Source organism: Ligilactobacillus agilis DSM 20509 (assembly GCF_001436215.1).
In the GTDB taxonomy this organism is placed as follows: domain Bacteria; phylum Bacillota; class Bacilli; order Lactobacillales; family Lactobacillaceae; genus Ligilactobacillus; species Ligilactobacillus agilis.
On record NZ_AYYP01000072.1, the window covers coordinates 156,115 to 177,443 of the forward strand.

21 protein-coding genes are annotated in these 21,329 nt (G+C 43.3%); 19 read left to right on the plus strand and 2 right to left on the minus strand.

Going from position 1 to position 21,329, the window contains the following annotated elements; genetic code table 11:
- Nucleotide 1 precedes the first annotated feature (1 nt).
- The 3 genes from FC14_RS10100 to pyrE are packed head-to-tail and all read left to right on the plus strand — an operon-like array spanning nucleotide 2 to nucleotide 2,266.
- Complete coding sequence (locus FC14_RS10100; RefSeq protein ID WP_056977914.1) at nucleotides 2-937, plus strand: dihydroorotate dehydrogenase; 936 nt, start codon at nucleotides 2-4, stop codon at nucleotides 935-937.
- Entirely contained in the window at nucleotides 927-1,643 is a 717-nt protein-coding gene (gene pyrF / locus FC14_RS10105; RefSeq protein WP_056977916.1) for an orotidine-5'-phosphate decarboxylase, read from the plus strand. The genes FC14_RS10100 and pyrF overlap by 11 nt, the downstream gene beginning before the upstream one ends.
- The gene (pyrE, locus tag FC14_RS10110; protein WP_056977918.1) at nucleotides 1,643-2,266 is read left to right on the plus strand and encodes an orotate phosphoribosyltransferase; all 624 of its coding nucleotides are present in this window, start codon (nucleotides 1,643-1,645) and stop codon (nucleotides 2,264-2,266) included. Before pyrF ends, pyrE begins: the two co-directional genes overlap by 1 nt.
- Before the next feature lie 197 nt (nucleotides 2,267-2,463).
- Here the strand turns inward: pyrE and FC14_RS10115 are convergent, their stop codons facing one another.
- On the minus strand, nucleotides 2,464-3,306 hold the full coding sequence (locus FC14_RS10115; protein WP_056977920.1) for a pyruvate, water dikinase regulatory protein: 843 nt from the start codon (nucleotides 3,304-3,306) through the stop codon (nucleotides 2,464-2,466).
- Nucleotides 3,307-3,801: 495 nt separating this feature from the next.
- On the opposite strand from FC14_RS10115, the gene rpsU reads away from it, so the two are divergent.
- The 9 genes from rpsU to FC14_RS10160 all read left to right on the plus strand — a co-directional run bounded on the left by rpsU (nucleotide 3,802) and on the right by FC14_RS10160 (nucleotide 11,777).
- Entirely contained in the window at nucleotides 3,802-3,987 is a 186-nt protein-coding gene (rpsU, locus tag FC14_RS10120; protein ID WP_003694124.1) for a 30S ribosomal protein S21, read from the plus strand.
- 21 nt (nucleotides 3,988-4,008) lie between these two features.
- On the plus strand, nucleotides 4,009-4,452 hold the full coding sequence (locus FC14_RS10125; RefSeq protein WP_050612162.1) for a GatB/YqeY domain-containing protein: 444 nt from the start codon (nucleotides 4,009-4,011) through the stop codon (nucleotides 4,450-4,452).
- A 111-nt stretch (nucleotides 4,453-4,563) separates the two neighbouring features.
- Nucleotides 4,564-5,550, plus strand: coding sequence for a PhoH family protein (locus FC14_RS10130; RefSeq protein ID WP_056977922.1), 987 nt, complete (start codon nucleotides 4,564-4,566; stop codon nucleotides 5,548-5,550).
- 6 nt (nucleotides 5,551-5,556) lie between these two features.
- Nucleotides 5,557-6,036 (plus strand): rRNA maturation RNase YbeY, encoded by a 480-nt coding sequence (gene ybeY / locus FC14_RS10135; RefSeq protein ID WP_056977924.1) that lies wholly within the window; start codon nucleotides 5,557-5,559, stop codon nucleotides 6,034-6,036.
- Nucleotides 6,020-6,415: a diacylglycerol kinase family protein gene (locus tag FC14_RS10140; RefSeq protein ID WP_056977926.1), complete on the plus strand. Its 396-nt coding sequence runs from the start codon at nucleotides 6,020-6,022 to the stop codon at nucleotides 6,413-6,415. Before ybeY ends, FC14_RS10140 begins: the two co-directional genes overlap by 17 nt.
- An 18-nt stretch (nucleotides 6,416-6,433) precedes the next feature.
- Entirely contained in the window at nucleotides 6,434-7,336 is a 903-nt protein-coding gene (gene era, locus FC14_RS10145; protein ID WP_050612166.1) for a GTPase Era, read from the plus strand.
- Nucleotides 7,337-7,350: 14 nt separating this feature from the next.
- Nucleotides 7,351-8,109 (plus strand): DNA repair protein RecO, encoded by a 759-nt coding sequence (gene recO / locus FC14_RS10150; RefSeq protein ID WP_056977929.1) that lies wholly within the window; start codon nucleotides 7,351-7,353, stop codon nucleotides 8,107-8,109.
- 77 nt (nucleotides 8,110-8,186) lie between these two features.
- The gene (gene clpB / locus FC14_RS10155; protein ID WP_056977931.1) at nucleotides 8,187-10,784 is read left to right on the plus strand and encodes an ATP-dependent chaperone ClpB; all 2,598 of its coding nucleotides are present in this window, start codon (nucleotides 8,187-8,189) and stop codon (nucleotides 10,782-10,784) included.
- Nucleotides 10,785-11,405: 621 nt separating this feature from the next.
- Nucleotides 11,406-11,777 carry a type II toxin-antitoxin system PemK/MazF family toxin gene (locus FC14_RS10160; protein ID WP_082618746.1) on the plus strand — a complete coding sequence of 124 codons (372 nt, stop codon included), beginning with the start codon at nucleotides 11,406-11,408 and terminating at the stop codon, nucleotides 11,775-11,777.
- A gap of 73 nt (nucleotides 11,778-11,850) precedes the next feature.
- Here the strand turns inward: FC14_RS10160 and FC14_RS10165 are convergent, their stop codons facing one another.
- Nucleotides 11,851-12,831, minus strand: coding sequence for an AraC family transcriptional regulator (locus tag FC14_RS10165; RefSeq protein WP_056977933.1), 981 nt, complete (start codon nucleotides 12,829-12,831; stop codon nucleotides 11,851-11,853).
- Nucleotides 12,832-12,946: 115 nt separating this feature from the next.
- On the opposite strand from FC14_RS10165, the gene rhaB reads away from it, so the two are divergent.
- From rhaB to FC14_RS10190, 7 genes are all read left to right on the plus strand, one after another.
- A complete protein-coding gene (rhaB, locus tag FC14_RS10170) occupies nucleotides 12,947-14,401 on the plus strand; it encodes a rhamnulokinase (RefSeq protein ID WP_082618747.1) in 1,455 nt (484 codons plus the stop codon).
- Nucleotides 14,398-15,666 (plus strand): L-rhamnose isomerase, encoded by a 1,269-nt coding sequence (locus FC14_RS10175; RefSeq protein ID WP_056977934.1) that lies wholly within the window; start codon nucleotides 14,398-14,400, stop codon nucleotides 15,664-15,666. The genes rhaB and FC14_RS10175 overlap by 4 nt, the downstream gene beginning before the upstream one ends.
- 17 nt (nucleotides 15,667-15,683) lie before the next feature.
- Nucleotides 15,684-16,502, plus strand: a complete 819-nt coding sequence (gene rhaD, locus FC14_RS10180; protein WP_056977936.1) for a rhamnulose-1-phosphate aldolase — start codon at nucleotides 15,684-15,686, stop codon at nucleotides 16,500-16,502.
- 234 nt (nucleotides 16,503-16,736) lie between these two features.
- Nucleotides 16,737-16,907, plus strand: coding sequence for a hypothetical protein (locus FC14_RS10670; RefSeq protein WP_156655811.1), 171 nt, complete (start codon nucleotides 16,737-16,739; stop codon nucleotides 16,905-16,907).
- Nucleotides 16,908-17,067: 160 nt separating this feature from the next.
- Nucleotides 17,068-17,292 (plus strand): type II toxin-antitoxin system PemI/MazE family antitoxin, encoded by a 225-nt coding sequence (mazE, locus tag FC14_RS10185; RefSeq protein ID WP_082618748.1) that lies wholly within the window; start codon nucleotides 17,068-17,070, stop codon nucleotides 17,290-17,292.
- Nucleotides 17,258-17,530 carry a type II toxin-antitoxin system PemK/MazF family toxin gene (locus FC14_RS10470; RefSeq protein ID WP_156655812.1) on the plus strand — a complete coding sequence of 91 codons (273 nt, stop codon included), beginning with the start codon at nucleotides 17,258-17,260 and terminating at the stop codon, nucleotides 17,528-17,530. The genes mazE and FC14_RS10470 overlap by 35 nt, the downstream gene beginning before the upstream one ends.
- A gap of 837 nt (nucleotides 17,531-18,367) precedes the next feature.
- On the plus strand, nucleotides 18,368-21,112 hold the full coding sequence (locus FC14_RS10190; protein WP_056977938.1) for a CRISPR-associated helicase/endonuclease Cas3: 2,745 nt from the start codon (nucleotides 18,368-18,370) through the stop codon (nucleotides 21,110-21,112).
- Nucleotides 21,113-21,329 lie beyond the last annotated feature (217 nt).

Genomic DNA, 21,329 nt, shown 5'->3' on the forward strand with positions numbered 1-21,329 from the left:
CATGCGTTTAGCCGTAAACTTACCAGGATTAAATTTGAAAAACCCAATTATGCCAGCTAGCGGGACCTTCGGGTTTGGGGACATCCCTAGTGCCAAGAAGTTTGACCTCAACCAACTAGGGGCCTTGGTAATCAAAACCGCCACGGTTGAACCCCGGGTCGGTAACCCTGACCCTAAGATTGCCGTAATCGATAACGGGGTCCTAAATGCGGTGGGCTTGCAAAATCCTGGGATTAAAGCGGTGGTCAATGAAAAATTACCTGCTTTAAAAGCTAAGTACCCGGACTTGCCAATCATTGGTAGTATTGGGGGCTCCACTGTTGCCGACTACGTACAAGTAGCTAAGGAATTGTCGGACTCACAGATGGTATCCGCCTTGGAACTAAACATCTCTTGTCCTAACGTTCACGAAGGGGGGATGGCCTTTGGAACCAGTCCAGAGGTGGCCCGGGAGTTGACGGAAAAGGTTAAGGCCGTAGCGACCGTGCCGGTTTATGTTAAACTTTCTCCAAACGTGACAGATATTGTGGCAATCGCCAAGGCCGTTGAAGCCGGTGGGGCCGATGGGTTGAGCATGATTAACACGGTCTTAGGGATGCACATCGACGTTAAGACTAGAAAGCCGGTCTTAGGCAACGTAATGGGTGGTTTTTCGGGTCACTCAATTAAACCAATCGCTATTCGGATGATTTACCAAGTGGCTCAAGCCGTCGATATTCCTATTATTGGGATGGGGGGCGTCCGTTCCTGTGACGACATCATCGAAATGTACTTGGCCGGAGCGTCAGCCGTTGAAATCGGGACGGCCCACTTCTACGATCCGCTAATTTGTCCACACCTAATTGAAAAATTACCTGCTAAGTTAGACGAACTTGGCATTAGTAGTTTAGAGGAATTACGGGCCCAAGTAAGAAAGGAACTGAAAAATGAAAATTAAGCGACCATTAATTGCCTTAGATTTTCCAGATGGCCAGGCAGCCTTGACTTTCTTAAAGCAATTTCCTAAAGACGAACAGCTCTTTGTTAAGGTTGGGATGGAACTGTTTTACAGTGCCGGTAGTGACTTGGTGTTACAACTTAAGGATTTAGGCCACGATGTCTTTTTGGATTTGAAGTGCCACGACATTCCCCATACGGTTGAAAGTGCGATGCGGGTTTTAGGTAAGCTGCATGTCGACTTGACTGACGTTCACGCTGCCGGTGGCTTGCAGATGATGCGGGCAGCCAAGGAAGGGCTATTAGATGGGGCCGCTGGCTACAAGGTGCCTAAGTTAATTGCAATTACCCAGCTAACTTCTAGTGACGAAACCCTAGTGAAAAATGAACAGCTCTCAGCGGTTAGTTTGAACGAAAGCGTCCTAAACTACGCCCGGTTAACTAAGAAGGCCGGCTTAGACGGGGTAGTTTGTTCGGCCCACGAGGCAGCCGCCATCAAAGCGGCTACTAGTCCCGATTTCTTACGGGTAACCCCGGGAATTAGACTGGCGGATAATAGTAAGGACGATCAAAAGCGGGTCATGACCCCTGACCAAGCCGCTAATAACGACGCTAGCGCAATCGTGGTTGGGCGCGCCATTACTAAGGCCGCCGACCCCGTAGCTGCTTATGACTTGGTTAAGAAATTATGGGAAGGTGAACAATAGTGGAGACAATTGCAAAGGATTTACTAGACATTAAGGCGGTTAAACTCTCTCCGCAAGCTCCGTTTACTTGGGCTAGTGGCATCAAGAGTCCCATTTATTGTGATAACCGCTTAACCATCAGCTATCCAGCCATCAGAAAGGCGATTGCTAAAGGGATTGCGGCCTTGATTAAGGAAAAGTGGCCGCAAGCAGAAGTGATTGCGGGGACGGCGACCGCTGGCATTCCCCACGCTGCTTGGATTGCAGCCGAGTTAGACCTACCTATGGTTTACGTCCGCTCTAAGCCTAAGGACCATGGGCGCGGCAAGCAAATTGAAGGGGTCTTACCTGCGGGCGCTAAGACCATTTTGATTGACGATTTAATCTCAACTGGTGGCAGCGTCTTAAAGGCGGTAGCGGCAGCCCGCAACGAAGGTGCCGATGTAATCGGGGTTGCAGGTATCTTTAGTTACCAATTGGCAGCAGTCACAGAAAACTTTGCCAAGGAAAAATTAGAATTTGTAACCTTAACCAATTACGGTGAACTATTAGACGCAGCCATTAAGGCCGACTATGTTTCAGCTGATCAACGTAGCGTCTTAGAACAATGGCGGCAAGATCCAGCTCACTGGACCGGTGCCTAAGTAGCAAAAAAGAGCTCAAAAATGAGCTCTTTTTTAGTTTGCCTAAGTTAAAGTAAAGCTGGTAACCAGCTAAGAGTGACTAGATTAGCCAAGACTCGGATAAATTCATGCTCTAATTTTGGCTGTGGTTTAGTAATCACGCATAGCAAGTAAAAACTGGGCACGAACATCCTTCGTACCCAGTGAGTCTAGTAAGGTTAAACTTGTTGATTGTCACCGATGGCGTCGATTTTATTTTGAGCTAGACTCTCAATGATTAGCGTCGCTGTTTCCTCAATCGACTTGTGGGCAACGTTAATCTGTAAGCAGCCCAACTTGCGGTATAAGTCGGTAGCAAAGTCTAATTCAGCCTTGATGTTATCGACGCTTGAGTAGGCGGTATCGGGATTCAATCCGTATGAAATCATCCGGGCCCGGCGGATGTCATTTAAGACCTCCACGTCGTTGGTGAGTCCAAAGATGCGGTTCTTATCCACTTGATAGATTTCGTCTGGAATCTTGGTCTTAGGCACCAAAGGTAAGTTGGCTACCTTATAACCCCGGTTGGCTAAATAAAGGGACAGGGGAGTCTTAGAGGTTCTAGAAATTCCCAGTAAGACGATGTCAGCCTTGGTGAAGCCACTAGGATCCTTACCGTCATCGTAGTTAACCGCAAATTCAATCGCTTCAATGCGGTTAAAGTATTCTGTATCGGTATTATGATTGATACCCGCTTTATGAAGAGGTTCTAGTCCGGTTAAATTCGCCATGGTATTTACCAAGCCGGAAATAGCGTCGATGCAAGCCAGGTTATTTTCCTTACAAAAATCGTTGGCTAAAGCGGACAGCTCTGGTTCTACAAAGGTATGAACAATAAAGGCTTGGTTGCGCTTAGCCTTGTTCAAAATCCCTTGCAAAATTGAGCTGGTTCTGATTAGGGGGAACTTTTCTACTTGGAACTTAGCGTCAGGAAATTGGACTAAAGCCGCTTGGGCTAGGTTAAAGGCAGTCTCCCCTAAGGAATCGGAAATGATATAAAGATTTACTTCTTTTTGGGTCATGAAATCACTCTTTCTTTCTGTAATAAAGCGCTTTTACAATAATAATTATACAATAGGAGTAAATAAAAGCATAGTAAGAAACGAAAAATCTAGGTTAGCGAGCAGAAAAATGATTGTAAGTCTATGCGTAAAATTTTTCTCGGTGAATAAAATACCTGCTAATGATTGAATAGCTGCTGCAACCAATACGCCGGCCAACAATTCAGAAACGGTATCAACTAAGCGGGTTGATAAGTCAGCTGTAACGTTGACTACTACTGATGAAACAGGGATTACTAGTAGTTCGATAACTAATGACAAAATTCAAACTTTGAGGCGAGTTTCATAATGAACTTAGCCACTAGTTGTTAAATTAGAGTTTTTTATTTGAAATCTTTTTCAATCTATTATTGACGTTAAAACTATGTTTAGATATAATAGAAAAGAACTGTTGAAGTTTGTGTACTTATACAATTTAAGACGGTTACATTTAAGCTCGGAGGGAGGGAAACAACCATGTCAAAAACAGTCGTTCGTAAAAACGAATCTCTTGATGACGCTCTTCGTCGCTTCAAACGTTCCGTTTCAAAAACAGGTACTTTGCAAGAATATCGGAAACGTGAATTTTACGAGAAGCCAAGTGTAAAACGTAAGAAAAAGTCCGAAGCAGCTCGGAAGCGTAAAAACAAGCGTCGTTTCTAGTTTCTAGAGGAGGCAGAAGTGATGAGTCTATTAGAGTCATTACAAAAGGATATGGTCGCTGCTATGAAGGCTAAGGACAAGGCTAAGTTAAGCACTGTCCGGATGCTTAAGGCAGCGGTAACTAACGAACAAATTAACGTTGGCCATGATTTAACTTCTGATGAAGAAGTTAGCGTCTTATCTCGTGAGTTGAAGCAACGTAAGGATTCTCTTGAAGAATTCAAGGCTGCCGGACGTGACCAAGCAGTTGCTGATTTAGAAGCAGAAATTGCGGTCGTTGAAAGTTATTTGCCAGAACAATTGAGCGTTGATGAAGTAAAGGCCGTTGTTGAAGAAACGATTAAGGCGGTTGGAGCAACATCGAAAGCTGATTTTGGTAAAGTAATGGGCGTCTTGATGCCTAAGCTCAAAGGTAAAGCTGACGGTAAGTTAGTTAATGCTACTGTCAAAGAATTATTGCAATAATTTGACACGGGAGGTTGGAAGAAATTCCAGCCTTTTTCTTTTGCTTTTGTCACCCTTATTAATGTGTTAAAATAAGCCTATAAGTACGGTTTTTAAAGAGGAGACGTTTTTTTGACAGTAGAGAAACTAACGGAAAAAGAATTTCAACTAGCTAATCCTAACTTGCAACTAGGCTTGTTTGGGATTAATGATAGTAACCTCAGGCTTTTAGAAGAGGGAAACGACGTCTTAATTAAGCCTTTCGGTGATCGCATCAAGATTGAGGGTAAGGCCGATGACGTTGCCACTGTAATTGAAATTATGCGCCAGCTTGAGGCCTTGTTAATGCAGGGAATTCATTTAAGCGCCGCCGACATTGTTTCCGCCCAGAAGATGGCGGAGCGGGGAACCTTAGAGTATTTCCAAGACCTGTACACCGATACCTTGCTTAAGGATAACTGGGGGCGGGCAATTCGGGTTAAGAATTATGGCCAGCGCCAATATATCCAAATGATTAAAAATAATGACTTGACCTTCGGAATTGGGCCAGCCGGAACCGGGAAAACCTATTTAGCGGTGGTGATGGCGGTGGCTGCTTTGAAGCGCCACGAAGTGGACCGCTTAATCCTAACCCGGCCTGCGGTTGAAGCCGGCGAATCACTAGGTTTTTTACCAGGAGACTTAAAGGAAAAGGTTGACCCATACTTGCGGCCCATCTATGATGCCCTCAACTCAATTTTAGGGACTGAGCATACCGAGCGCTTGATTGAACGCGGGGTAATTGAAATTGCCCCCCTAGCTTACATGCGGGGCCGGACCTTAGACAAGGCCTTTGTAATTTTGGATGAAGCGCAAAATACCACCCGCGCTCAGATGAAGATGTTTTTAACCAGGTTAGGCTTTGGCTCAAAGATGGTCGTTAACGGCGATAAGACGCAAATCGACTTACCTAAAGGCCATAGCCAGTCAGGCTTAGTTGACGCTGAAAAGACCCTCCAAGGAATAAATCACATTGGCTTTGTTCACTTTGACGCGGCCGACGTGGTTAGACACCCCGTGGTTTCAGCAATCATTAACGCCTACGAACAGCAAAAACAAGTTGACGAAAAGAAAGGGTAAGGTTAGATGGATTTAGAAGTATACGATGAAACGCAAAAGGTTAGTCCAGAGATGATTCAATTGATTAAGGACGTTTTAGATTTTGCGGGTAACTACATTTCTTTACCTGCTAATACCGAAATGTCCGTAACGTTGATGGACAACGAGCGCATTCATGAAATTAATAAGGAATACCGGGGGGTTGATAAGCCAACCGATGTGATTAGTTTTGCGATTGAAGAAGAAGATCCAGACGAATTACCAATCATCTTACCGGAAGATAGTGACTTTGAGATTCCTAAAAACATTGGGGATATTATGGTTTCTATGGATAAAGTTTACGAACAAGCCGACTACCTAGGCCACTCACCCGAGCGTGAACTGGGCTTTTTGGTAGTCCATGGCTTCTTACACCTCAACGGCTACGACCATATGAAGGCTGAAGACGAAAAGGTAATGTTTGGCCTCCAAAGGGAAATCCTAGACGCTTATGGCCTCAAACGGTAGTCCTAATAATTGGAAAAATCGCCACTTCTATCAGGCGTTAAAGTTTGCCTTGGTCGGATTGGTGACCGCTTATCAAGAAGAACGTAACGTCCGCTTCCATACACTAGCTGTCATCTTGGTCGGGGTGTTAGGCTGGTATTTTAAGGTGAGCGGCAGCGAGTGGCTCTGGTTAGTCCTAGCGGTTTTTGCGGTTTTATCAAGTGAGATTTGGAATTCAGCCTTAGAAAATGTCGTTGATTTGACAACGGGAGGTAAGCGCGACCCGCTCGCCAAAAAAGCCAAAGATATGGCAGCGGGGGCAGTTTTACTGGCGGCTATTTTTGCCTTAATTGTCGCCGCGGTTATCTTCCTACCTAAAGTAATGATGTTATTTTATTAATTGAGAAGGGGTTTTTTTGTGACAGATACATTTCACTCAGGTTTTGTTGCGATTTTAGGTCGGCCTAATGTAGGTAAGTCGACTTTTTTGAACCAAGTTATTGGTCAAAAGATTGCCATTATGAGCGACAAAGCCCAAACAACGAGAAATAAGATTCAAGGAATTTACACTGATGACCAGGCCCAAATTGTCTTTATTGACACACCTGGGATTCATAAGCCGCATTCCCGCCTAGGAGACTTCATGGTGGAATCGGCTCTGTCAACTTTAAATGAGGTCGACGCCATTTTATTTATGGTCAACGCTACCCAAAAGCGGGGCCGGGGTGATGACTTTATTATCGAACGGTTAAAGAATGTTAAAAAGCCAATTTATTTGGTGATTAATAAAATTGACCAAATTCACCCAGACAAGTTACTCGAAATCATGGATGATTACCGGCAAACCCTCGACTACGCAGAGGTCTTCCCAATTTCTGCTTTACAGGGGAATAATTGTCCCGAATTGGTGGCCTCTTTAATTGAGACCCTCCCGGTCGGGCCCCAATTCTATCCAGCCGACATGGTCACCGACCATCCGGAAAGATTCATTGCCGGGGAGTTGATTAGAGAAAAGGTCCTGGAGCTAACGCGTGAAGAAGTACCCCACTCTGTGGCAGTAGTAGTTGACCGCATTAGTAGGTCAGACGAAGAAAAGGTTCAAGTTCAAGCCACCATCATCGTTGAACGGAATAGCCAAAAGGGTATCATCATCGGTAAGGGTGGTAAGATGCTCAAAAACATCGGGGTCAAGGCCCGCAAGGATATTGAACTAATGTTAGGTGACAAGGTGTACCTGGAATTATGGGTAAAGGTCATGCCTAACTGGAAGGACCGGCAAATCGACTTACGTTCACTAGGTTATAAGCAAGACGACTATTAATTGCGGGTGATAACATGGCCTTACACCAAGGAGAAGAATTTCGGGGAATCGTTGTTTCCCGTAAAAACTACCGTGAGCGTGACATGCTGGTGAAAATCTTGACCGACCGCTTTGGTTTTAAAACCTTCTTTGTCCGCGGGGTTGCTAAGCGGGGGTTTAGCATGGGGGCAGCTATCTTGCCCTACGCTTACGGAACTTACTTAGGTTCAATTAGCGACGAAGGCCTGTCCTTTATCACCAACCCCAAGGAAGTCGAGCAGTTTAAGCAACTCAGTCAAGATATTGAACTCAACGCTTACGCTGCTTACATTTTAGGGCTAGCGGAGCAAGCCTTTATGGGGCAATATAACCCCAGCTGGTATCTAAATGTCTACCAGGCTTTAAGTCTGATTGACCAGGGCTTTGACCCCGCGGTAATTACCAACATTATGGAGGTCCAGTTTTTAGCCTGCTTTGGGGTGATGCCTAACTTGCGGACCTGTGTAATCTGCCAGCAAGCCGCCGGCTCCTTTGATTACTCTGAAAGTTATGGGGGGCTCTTGTGTGAAAAGCACTGGTATTTAGATCCCCACCGGCTCCACTTGGACCAGCGGACGATTTACTTTTTACGCCTTTTTTCAGCAGTTGATTTGAGTAAAATTAATTCAATTGAATTAGAAGCCAAAACAAAGGTCAATTTGCGCAAGACCTTAGATGAAATTTATCGTCAACAAGTGGGTGTTTACGTAAAGGCTAAACGTTTCTTAGATCAAATGGCCAAATGGCACTTATAAATTGCAATTCATCTTTCTTTATCTGAATCCCTAAAAGCGGTAAAATAAGGGTGACAGATTGAGGAAGGTGATTTTTTATGAATAATGAGCAATTAACTCAGGCAGTTCAAGACGCGCTTGCCCAAGCTCAAGGAATTGCCCAAGTCAGAAAGCATCAAGAGATAGACATTGCTCATCTCTTTAAGTTTTTAATCCAACCAGGGGAGATGGCCCGTGATATTTATCATGAAGCTGGAGTAGACGTGGCTAAACTGGAAACCGAAATTGATCGCCAGTTGGATCAAATTGCGGTGGTTGAAGGTAACGTTAGCTACGGCCAAAACCTTAGCAGTAACCTGTATGCGCTACTACAGGCGGCAGAAAAACTGCGCCAAGAGTTTGGTGACGATTTCATTGCCATTGACACCTTATTGGTGGCGTTAATGACTTTGAAGTATCAACCATTGAGTCAATACTTGCAAAAGCAAGGGCTGGATTTGGCCAAAATTAAGGCGCTAGTTTTGAAATTACGTGGGGGTGAGAAAGTGACTTCAAAGAATCAAGAGGAAGGTTACAAAGCCTTAGAAAAATATGGAGTTGATTTAGTAAAACAAGTGCGGTCTGGTAAACAAGACCCAATCATTGGCCGGGATAGTGAAATCCGGGATGTTATTCGGATCTTATCTCGTAAAACCAAGAACAATCCGGTTTTAATCGGTGAACCCGGGGTCGGGAAAACCGCGATTGTCGAAGGGTTAGCCCAACGAATCGTTAGAAAAGACGTCCCAGAAAATTTACGGGACAAGACCATCTTTTCCTTGGACATGGGTTCACTGATTGCCGGGGCTAAGTACCGGGGTGAATTTGAAGAACGTTTGAAGGCCGTGTTAAAAGAGGTAAGTAAGAGTCAAGGTCAGATTATCCTCTTCATCGATGAAATTCATAACATCGTTGGGGCTGGCAAAACCGAAGGTAGTATGGATGCCGGCAACCTCTTAAAGCCAATGCTAGCCCGGGGCGAGTTGCACTTGATTGGGGCAACTACCCTCGATGAATACCGGCAGTATGTCGAAAAGGATAAGGCCTTAGAGCGGCGCTTCCAAAAGGTAATCGTCCAAGAACCAAGCGTGGAAGATACGATTTCCATCCTGCGGGGCTTAAAGGAACGCTACGAAATTCACCACGGGGTTAAGATTCACGATAACGCCTTGGTGGCCGCTGCTACCTTAGCCAACCGTTATATCACCGACCGCTTCTTGCCTGATAAGGCTATCGACTTAGTCGATGAAGCCTGTGCCGAAATTAGGGTTGAAATGAACTCGGTCCCTAATGAATTGGACCAGGCTAACCGTCACTTATTGCGGCTGCAAGTCGAAGAAAGTGCCCTTAAAAAAGAAGACGACCCAGCGTCTAAAAAGCGCTTGGAGGAAATGCAGGCTGAATTAGCTCAGACCAAAGAGGAAGTCCAAAAGCTGAAGTTACGCTGGGAGACTGAAAAGAAGGATATCCAAGCAATTTCTGACAAGAAAGAAGAATTGGACAAGGCCCACCATGACCTAGAAGCCGCTACTAACGAGGCAGATTACGAAGAAGTGGCCCGCCTCCAAAATGCGGTCATCCCGGCTTTACAAAAGGAGTTACAGACTTTAGAAACTGCTAACCAGGCTGAAGGCAAGTTGGTCGAAGAATCTGTTACCCAAAACGAAATTGCCAGCGTCATTTCCCGCTTAACCGGGATTCCAGTGGCTAAGTTAGTCGAAAGCGAGCGCTCCAAGTTACTTAACTTGCCAGCAAGCCTTCACCAACGGGTGATTGGTCAAGATGAAGCGGTTGACGCGGTAGCAAACGCTGTCTTGCGGGCCCGCGCCGGCCTTCAAGACCCAAGCAAACCACTAGGTTCCTTCATGTTCCTTGGCCCAACCGGGGTAGGGAAGACCGAGTTAGCCAAGGCTTTGGCTGAAAACCTCTTTGATTCAGAAAAGCACATGGTCAGAATCGACATGAGTGAGTACATGGAGAAATACTCCGTTTCCCGCTTGGTCGGGGCTGCTCCCGGCTACGTTGGCTATGAAGAAGGGGGCCAGTTGACCGAAGCAGTGCGGCGTAATCCTTATACAATTGTCCTTTTAGACGAGGTTGAAAAGGCTCACCCAGATGTCTTCAACATCCTACTCCAAGTCTTGGATGACGGTCGCTTAACCGACAGCCAAGGCCGGACGGTTGACTTTAAGAACACCATCTTAATTATGACCTCTAACCTTGGTTCAGACATTCTCTTGGACCGGGCTAATGATGAGGCTAAGGTTGATGACCAAACCAAGCAAGCGGTCATGCAGCTGGCCCGGCAACACTTTAAGCCGGAATTTCTGAACAGAATTGATGACATTATCATGTTCACCCCGCTAGGACTTAATGCGATTGAAGCGATTGTCGAAAAATTCATTACCCAATTGTCTAAGCGCTTGGCCAACCAAGATATTAGCCTAGAAATTAGTGACCCAGCAAAGTTGTGGATTGCTAAGACAGGCTACGATCCAGCCTATGGGGCCCGGCCACTAGAACGGTTCATCACTAACCACGTCGAAACCCCACTAGCTAAGGAAATCATTGCCGGTAAGGTCATGCCGCACTCAAAGGTAACTATTACTTTAGGTCAAGATAATAACTTAATTTTTGCGACGGAAACAACCGAATAAGGATTAATATAATAAGGCTCTGAGGAAGCTTATTTCTTCCTTAGAGCCTTATTTTAGTATATTTAATGTGTATATTTGATTTACATTTTTGTGTTAGGTCGGTGCAACGCTAGATTTAACGTTTTTTTATTTCTATAACAGTTATAAATCAAAAGTTACTTTAACTTAAAAAATAAAAACCAAAAACAAAACAAGGAATTTTTGATTTTTGCTGTGGGGCATCATTTTCAAAAGATTCTAAGAAACCAACGAGTTTTTCTTAGAGTCCTTTTTAATAAAGCTTGATTCAGAAATCTTTTATCGCAATTTATTTTTTAGGGAATCTCACATAGGAAATGAAAAAACTCCAGGTGCAAAAACGTTCACACCCAGAGTTTTGTGGAGACACAGTTGTTTTTGCTTGGTTGGCTAGTAAAAGAAAAGCGTATCTTTAAATAGGAACAGAATATACAGTTGTTCGACAATCTGATGGCAGCATTCTTTATCAACCTAAAGATGGTTATGATATTTGGGCTGATAGTAGTTTAGATAATTTTGATTATGCAACTGAGTTGCAAAGAGAGTATCTCGATTTAGGATATAATCCACGAGAGGTTAAACCGGTCGGGAGGGAAAAATTCAATGATGGAAGTTCATCAAGGCGATATTATTGTGGTTGATGCAGAATCCCATGCCGGTCGAGAAATGGGTGGTCATAATGTGGTTGAAGGTAATATCAGACGACATTTTTTGGTAGTTAGTCGTTATGAGTACAATAGACGCTCAAATTTAGTTTGTGGTTTAGCAATAACACATAAGTATGATGATTCACCTTTTAGGTTTCCGATTGCTGATTTTGAAAGTGGGACTAATGGGGATGCGTTATTATTGCAATTATTGACATATGATTTTGTAGCTAGAAATGGCAAAATTATTGGTCATATTCATGATGAAGGTCAACTTAATCGTATTATTAAGCAAGTAAGTAATATTTTTTCAAAAGAAATAGGCTAGTTTATAAATTGACACAAAAGCCCTAACCATAAAAATTGGTTAGGGCTTTTGTGCATTTACTTATACTTGAATACTAGTCAAAGATAGCTGAGGCTTGATTGCGGCTTTGCTTAGGACTGACGTGGTAGTAAGCTAGGTACTTCTTGTAAAAAAACGACCGGTTACTAATTCCCACCTGTTCAATAATTGTATTAACCGGCAAGTTAGTCTTGGTTAGCAGTTTGTGCGCTTGCATCAACCTTTGCTCAGTTAAGACGGCGGAAAAAGTTTGCCCAATTTCGGCTTTAAAGAGGTTACTGAGGTAGTTGCGGTTATAAGAATAGCGCTTGGCTAGCTGGGTTAGTGAGATTGTTTGGTAGTCGCTAGCGATGTCAGCCAAAAGCTGTAAGGCCAACTTTTTTTGCGCACTTTCCTTAGGGCTAGGTTTGATACTTAAGCTTCTAATTAACTGGCTGATGAGAATGTTGAGGTAGGATTTGATAACTAGTTCGCTAAACTCAGCTTGCTCATAATACTCAGTAATGATTTCATCTAGGAGCTGACTAGTTTTAGGATTAGCTTGGTGGGAAAAGACAATATAATCCGGTTTACTGCTAGCCTTAGCAAGTAAGAAATTAACCAGGACGTTATGTTGGCCCTTGAGTTCCTTTAAGAGGTCAACACTTAGGTTATTATTTTGAAATAAGATGTTGATTAACAAATCGTTTTCTCCTAGAGCTTGGATGGAATGAGAGGTGCCGATATCTAGAAGAATTAGGTCACCTTGATTTAAAGTAACCATTTTGCTGGCAATCACTTCCTTAGCCTGGCCTTGCAAAACGTAATTTATCTCAAAGAAAGTGTGTTTGTGGTTAGGGTAAGCCGCAAAGCGATTGTGCTTACTGAGGTAAATATCTTGATTTTTGAAAAAGTAGTTGGTTAAAGTCCGACTACTTTTTTCTTTGGAGTCAAAAGCGGCTTGGGGTAAGTCTTCGATAAAGGTTTGGTTTCTACGTTGCTGCTCCTCTAAGGGCGTAAGTGCTAGGAGCTGGTTTAAAAGTTTATTATTAAGCATAAGTCACCTGTAAATTTGTTACTTTTTTAGTGGATATATGTCATTGTAGCACCTTTTTGTAGCGGTTACAATTAACTTGTAAAATGATAACGGAACTTAAAGAAGGTGTACTGATGTGAATAAACACTATATTGCTGTTGATATTGGTGCTTCCAGTGGTCGCTTAATGTTGGCCAACTTGGAAAATGGAAAAATGACACTAACAGAAATTCACCGCTTCAAAAACGGCTTTAAACAGGTGGCTGGTCACGACCGCTGGGATATTGATCATCTGGGAGCTGAAATTATTGCCGGTTTAGCTAAGGTCAAACAAGCCGGCATTGACGAGGTAACCCTGGGAATTGATACCTGGGCCGTCGATTATGTCTTGGTCGATGAAGCGGGGCGTAAGTTGGCGGACCCGATTTCCTACCGGGATTGCCGGACCAAGGATGCGATTAGCGAGCTGACGGCTAAGATCTCTAAGGAAGAGATTTACCGCAAAACCGGCATTCAGTTTCAAGAGTTCAACACCCTTTACCAATTATATCGTGAAGACCAAGCCCTCTTGAAACAGGCGGCCAAGATTATGTTGGTCCCTGATTACCTAGGCTACATACTTACTGGCAAGGCCGTTACGGAGGTGACGAACGCCTCTACCACGCAAATGCTAAATCTACGGGCGGGCTTATTTGATAGTCAGCTGCTAAGCGAGTTGGGCTTACAAGCAGATAAGTTTGCCCCCTTAGTTGATGCGGGGACCTACCTTGGCCCCATTAAAGCCGAGTTAAGAAGCAAATATGACTTACCGCAAGTTAGGGTTGTTACGGTTGCCAGTCACGATACGGCTAGTGCGGTGGTAGGCACGCCGGCTGTGGGTGATAACTGGGCCTTCTTATCTTCTGGAACCTGGTCGCTACTGGGCACTGAACTTAAGGTATCCGAAAATGGGCCGCAAGCTTACCAGGCAAACTACACTAACGAGTGGGGGGCTTACGGGACCTACCGTTTCTTGAAAAACATTATGGGGATGTGGATGGTGCAATGCATTGCTAAAGAGTACCAGGGTCGTTATTCTTTCTCACAGTTGGCGCAGCTAGCTAGCCAGGTCGAACCCTGCCAGCAATTTATCGATGTCAACGACGACCGGTTTTTGAACCCACCTAGTATGATTGAAGCTCTCCAAGCCTATTGTCATGAACATGGTCAAAAAGTCCCCCAAAGCCCGGGCGAACTGGTCATGGCCGTTTACTCTAACCTAGCCCTTTATTATGCCGACCAGCTAAGTCAGCTAGGACAAATCTTAGGGAAGCAACTGACTACCTTAAATATCGTGGGGGGAGGCTCTAACGTCGCCTTATTAAACCAGTTGACCGCCGACTTAGCCGGAATTAAAGTCATTGCCGGCCCGAGTGAGGCGACCGCAGTCGGTAATATCTTAGTTGCCATGATTACTGACGGGGAGTTAGCCGACTTGCCAGCAGCTAGGAAGTTAGTGAGGGATTCATTTGCTTTAAAGACCTATCAACCTAAACACGATTACGCCCAAGCTTTAGTTGGGTATCAACATTTCAAGGAGGAATTACGATGACAAATGAACAAGCAATCCACCAAGCCTATGAGTTAGCCAAAGAAAGGTACCAAGAACTGGGAGTCGACACCGAGGAAGTATTAGCTAAGTTAGCTCAACTGTCCCTTTCCATCCATTGTTGGCAAGGCGATGACGTCCACGGCTTTATCAACCCCGAAACTGATCTAAAGGACGGGTTAACGGTTTCCGGCTCTTATCCTGGCCGGGCTAAAACGCCAGCTCAGTTAACCGCCGATTTAAAGCAAGCGCTAGCCCTAATTCCTGGGCCAAAGAAAAAAGTAGCCCTGCATACCATTTACGCCGTAACTGACCGCAAAAAGGACCTGGATGAAATTGGTCCCGAAGACTTCAAGTATTGGGTCGATTGGGCTAAAGAACAAGGGGTTGGCCTCGACATGAACGGGACCTTTTTCTCCCACCAAATGGTTAAGAATAACTTCACCTTAGCCTCGCCAGATAAAGCTGTTCGCGACTTTTGGATTAAGGTTGGTAAACAGTCGCGTCAGATTGCTAATTACTTTGGGAAGGAGTTAGGAGTTCAAGCCGTTAACAACTTCTGGATTCCCGATGGCTTTAAGGATAACCCTATTGACAAGCTCAGCCCAAGAAAACGGTTAATGGAATCCCTGGATGAAATCTTAGCCGAAGAATTACCGGAAGCAAACACGATCGAAGCGTACGAAGGCAAATTATTTGGGACGGGAATCGAGTCATATACCGTCGGCTCCCATGAATTTTATGCTAACTACGCCTTAACTAGAAACAAGCTATGGACGATTGACGCCGGGCACTTCCACCCAACGGAAGATGTCTCAGATAAGTTCTCCAGCTTCTTATTATTCGGCAAGGGCTTGCAGTTGCACGTATCCCGGCCGGTTCGCTGGGACTCAGACCACGTGGTGATTTTAGACGACGCTTTAGTCCGGATTGCCCGTTCCCTAGTAAGGGATGACTTACTAGCTAAAACCAACGTTGGCTTGGACTTCTTTGATGCCACCATTAACCGAGTAGCTGCGTGGGTAATCGGCGCCCGGGCCACACAAAAAGCCTTCTTGCAAGCAATGTTAGCCCCAATTGCCGACTTAAAGCAAGCGGAACTAGCCTTTGACTTTACCAAGCGTTTGGCCTTAACCGAAGAATTGAAGACCTACCCAGTTGGCGCCGTTTGGGATGAATTCTGCCTCCGCCATGACGTTCCGGTTGGAAGCACCTGGTTAAAAGTTATCAAAAACTATGAAGATACTGTGTTAGCTAAAAGAAATTAGGAAAGAAGAGATTGATAATGACCAAATTTGCCGATTCAAAGTATGTGAAAGCTTTATGTGACATCACCTTTAGGTCCTATGACCACGGGTGGGATGAAAGAAACGGTGGTAACGTCAGTTTACGCTTAACTGCCGCAGAGTTAGCCGAATTTGATGACTTAACTGAAGTTAAGCGGACTTATGACTTAGGGTTTGACGCTAGCGAACTAGCCGGCCAGTACTTCTTAGTAACAGGTTCCGGCCGCTACTTTAGAAATGTGATTAAGCGCCCTGAACTCGACAGTGGCTTAGTTAAGATTACGGCGGACGGCTCACAGGCTGAATTATACTGGGGCTTTGAAGACGGGGCCAAGCCAACCTCGGAATTTCCAACCCACTTGATGTCACACATTGCCCGCCTAAAAGTTGACCCTAACCAACGGGTGGTCATGCACTGCCATCCAACTAATTTTATCGCCTTATCCTTTACCCAAGCTTTAGACGAACGCAAGCTCAGTCGGCTCTTATGGCAAATGCAGGCCGAATCCTTAGTGGTCTTTCCAGAAGGGGTCGGCATTATCCCCTACATGACCCCTGGTACCAACGAGATTGGCGCAAAGACTGCGGCTAAAATGACAGACTACCGGGTGGTAATGTGGCCCCACCACGGCATCTTTGCAGTCGGAGCTGACCTAGACGAAACCTTTGGTTTAATCGAAACCGTTGAAAAGGCCGCCTTAATCTACAGCCAAATTATGGCGCAAGGCGGGCAAATCAAGCAAAGAATTACGGATGACCAGCTAAAAGAATTAGCCCAGGCCTTCGGCGTTGAAGCTAACCCTAAATTCTTAGCCTAAAAAAATCAAATTAACACCATCCCCCTGCTCGTTGATAAGGTGCGGGGGATGGTGTTTGTATTCAAGCATGACTACAGTAGTTACTAACTTTACTAAGTTTTGGAGTCATCTCTGGCTACACAGGTTAGTAAGGTTAGGAAATCGTGTGCACACTGGTAGATACATTTTTCCTAAGGTGTTTAATTACATACTTTAGAGACTTTTATGGCATAATCTAAGTGGAGGTGCGAGTTTATGGTAACTAAAAAGCAAGATCAAAGCACGGCTGATAAACAGTCGGTTCAAGTAGACGAACAGGCTCAGTTACAAGCAAACTTTTTAAAAGCAGTCGCAAAACTACCTACCGTAGTAGTTGACACTGAGGAAAAAGCACGGGCTTTCTTCGAAGATGACGGTGGCTACTGATAGAATGGAAAAAACGGCTCTGATTAAAACTTTGGGTGTATCATTTTCAAAGGATTCTAAGAAAGCAACGTGATTTTTGGGCTAAGCATCTTTGTTAAATTGAGTGATGGGTTCCGATAATTCTACAGTGTATACTAAAGATATACAAGGAGGGATTGACATGACTATTAAAGTTCGTAGAGTAGGTAATTCAGTGACGTTAACCATTCCTAAGTCGTTCAACATTTCTCCAGGTGCTAAGTTTAAGGCCGAGCTTAAGGACGATAGTTCAATTGTTTATCGTCCGAAACATAAAAATCCCTTTGAAGGGCACTGGTTTAAGGAAGACTTGCATCAAAAAGATGTGCTGAATGATTGTGAGGTACTGGATAGTGAGTGGAGTTAGAACGGATTATCTTCCTCATAAAGGTGATATTGTTACCATTGATTTTAATCCCAGTTCGGGAAGTGAGATTCGTAAGCGCCGGCCCGCTTTAGTGATTAGCAATTCACAGTACTCATCTTTAACGAGATTAGCGGTAGTTTGTCTCATCACTCATGCGCCAAATAATCGTTTAAGGCAAACTGGGCTGTTCGTAGAAGTTAAGAACGATCATGTTGATGGAGTATTCAATCCATTGTAATTCTATACTTTTGACTATCAAACCCACTCAATGAGATACCTAACAAAAATTGATAATATTGCACTAGGTTAGGTCCCACAAGTTGTGCGTGATGTGATTAATGCTAAAGAGGAGTAGCTTAGATAAATCCATTCTGTGCTTACAAATGGACCCTATCCATGGGTGCATCATTTTCAAAGGATTCTAAGAAAGCCCCGTGATTTTTCTTAGAGTTCTTTTTTAAGCTTGGCTTCAGAAGTCTGTTACCCCCATTTATTTTTTTAGAAAATCTCTCATAAAAAATGAAAAGACTCAGGGTGCAAAACCGTTCACACCCAGAGTTTTTTTTGCTATTGATTTTTGGGGATGGTTAACCTAAATAGCAGCGGGAAAATCAGCCCAACTAAAATTAAACTGGATAAGAAGGCTAACCCATAACTGTGGGTAGCGTCTAAAATTTTGCCTCAGATAAGGCCTTAAAAATTTTCGCCCGTTCTTGGTCTGCTGGTAATAGTTCAATAGTCATAGAACTATGGTATTTAGTGTGGGATGATTTGTTAAATGGTGGGGAGGTTATTAGGTAATAACCCTGATGGGGATTTGCGTAGGATATAAAGTATGGGGTAAAATTATCTGTATAAGGTCGATGATGAAAACCAAGCCAATTTTGAGTACTTAAAATTCTAAAATGCTTTTATATAGACATTTTTTAGTCCCTCCCTACAAGTGAGGGCAATCCTGGGTTTTCAATTAGAATAAAAGATTAAACGCTATTCACCACATAGGTGGGGGTGTATTTAATTTCAGATAGTTCTTCGATTAGTAACATTGTTTCATATAAGGTGGAAAAGGAGGGTTATGATGAATTTATCTAATGCTGCAAAGGTCTTATGGGGTAAGAAAAAAACAGATAATGGTCAACAGCTTTGGTTACCGCTGGTAGCACATCTAATTGATACTAAAAATGTCATTAACTGGCTTTTTAACCATTGGATTTCCGATGGACAAAGAGAAGTTATTTGCGGAAATTTGTCGGAAGAAAAAGCACAACAATTAGTAAACTTTCTCGGCTATAGCCATGACCTGGGTAAGGCAACGCCAGCTTTTCAAATAAAGGAATCATATAATCAAGATAAATCGTTAGACAAAGAAGTAGTTGAAAAGCTAATAAGAAATGGTTTTGACGGATTAGATTCCCTTGTTTTAGCTAGTGCTAAGGAGTCACCGCATAATAGGGCGGGGGAGGCATTATTAGAAGAGTTCGGTCTAAATAAGAGTGTTGGGGCAATTATTGGCGGTCACCATGGGAAGCCGGAAAATATAGCGCCGAGAAACCAAATAAGAGATTATTGTTCCAATTACCGGCAAACAACTAATGAATCTGAAGCACAGAAACATTGGCAAAAAGTTCAAAAAGAGTTAGTAGACTATGGACTAAGGTTAATAGGGTTTACTGATTTAAAAGAGGTTCCAAAAGTTAATCAGCAACAAGCAGTTTTATTAACCGGCTTATTGATTATGGCCGATTGGATAGCATCTAGTGAGTATTTAAATGATGATATGAGTAAGCCGATGTTTCCAACAATTGACATCAACCAGTCGTTTGATGATTTAGACATGAACGCTAGGTATCGGCGAGCAATTAAAACTTGGAAAGCCCATGAAGATACTTGGGAGCCTGAACGGGTTACAGATATACCAGGTCACTATCAGAAGAGATGGGGATTTTATCCAAGACCTGTTCAAGAAAAAATATCAGAAATTATTGGAGAGGCGACTGATCCAGGAATAGTTGTTATCGAGGCGCCGATGGGAATTGGAAAAACAGAGATTGCTTTAACAGCTGCTGAACAATTGGCATTTTATAGCGGTCGAACAGGTCTTTATATGGGCTTACCAACACAGGCAACAAGCAACGCTATGTTTACACGTATCAAGAATTGGCTTGAAAGTGTAGGAAATGAAGAAGGTAAAAAATTATCCATCAAGTTAATGCATGGCAAAGCTCAGTTTAATAAAGAGTATACAAATCTGATTAAGGCAGAAAACATAGCTTCCGATGGTGATAGTTCTGAATCAGTCGTTATAAATTCTTGGTTTTCGGGGAAAAAGTCTGTGTTAGATGAGTTTACAGTTGGCACCGTTGATAACCTCTTATTAATGGGCTTGAAGCAAAAACACTTGTTTTTAAAACATCTTGGCTTTAGTAATAAAGTTGTTGTAATCGACGAAGTACACGCATATGATGCTTATATGTCTTCGTATTTGGATAAGGTATTAGAGTGGTTGGGAGCGTATCACGTTCCAGTTGTGATTCTGTCAGCAACTTTACCTAAAAAGCGGCGCAATGAGCTATTACAGGCATATTCGCTAGGTAAATTTGGAACAAAGAAATTTGAAGCAGCAAGTAATTGGCAGGAAAATCAAACATACCCATTGATGAGTATGCTTGATAACAAGAATTTGGTGCAAGTCTCGGATTTTGAAAAACAGGAAGTCAAAGATATTGATGTTTTTAGGATGACTGACGACGAGCAAGAAGTGATTAATTTTGCCGTGTCTAAAATCGAAGATGGCGGTATAGCAGGGATAATCGTTAATACAGTTAAAAGAGCCCAGGCTTTGGTAGAGCTTGTACCAGATGGTATTCAAACGATGCTTTTGCATTCTGCATTTTTGGCACCTGATAGATCTGCATTGGAAGATGAGTTGCAAGGAAAAATCGGTAAAAGAGGTAGTCGTCCGGAAAAGCTGATAGTCATAGGGACGCAGGTGTTAGAGCAATCATTGGACATTGATTTTGATGTGATGTTCACCGATATTGCACCTATGGATTTGATTTTACAAAGGGTTGGTCGTTTACATCGCCATAATATTGAGCGGCCTAAAAAGCTTGAAGTTCCACAGCTTTATGTTATGGGAGCGACAGAGTATGGTTCGTACAGCAGTGCCAATGAAGCCATTTACGCAAGATACCTTTTATTAAAAACTGACCATTTTCTAAGTGATAAAATCACACTGCCGGATGACATTTCACCGCTTGTTCAAAGTGTGTATGATAAAAATACTGATTATCAAGATGATGAACTTGCAAAAGCTAGAAGCGTTTTTGATGCTGATAAGGAAAAATCCGAAGAGAAGGCCGGAAAGTTTCAAATTGAGGACCCTAAATCTAGGAGAATTATCCATGGTTGGCTTGGTATGGCTCAACTTGGTATAGATAAAGATGAAGTAAGAGCTCAAGCAACAGTTCGTGACATTAAAGAAACCATTGAGGTGATTTTACTTCAGAAAAGAAAAGATGGGTACTATTTGTTAGATGGGCGCAAAGTATCTGACTTGGAAGAAAAAAATAGGGATAAGATTATCGCTCAACAAGTGATTAGACTGCCAGTAGTGGTCACCCCAAATATAGGTAAGTCTATTAATTATCTAGAAGGCATTACAATAGATAAGTTTAGAGCTTGGCAGCAAAGTATTTGGCTAAAAGGTGCACTAGCTTTAGTATTAGATGAACAACAAAAGACAGATTTTAACGGCTGGAATCTTTCTTACTCACCTAAGTTAGGTTTGCGTTATGAAAAGCAAGATAATGGCTGCTAATTTTGTTAATTGTGTATGGGGCTGAGAGTGATTGCGTGATTTTATCTGAAGGCTTATATATGTAGTTATACTAGCCATTTCCCCACACTGGTGGGGGTAATCCAATTTACAGTGGCAATTAAGGTGGAAACAAACATTTTCCCCACATCGGTGGGGGGCAAAAAATACTTGCGCGATTTAATTCAAAGGGTTAATATATGTTTGTAACCGTTTTTAA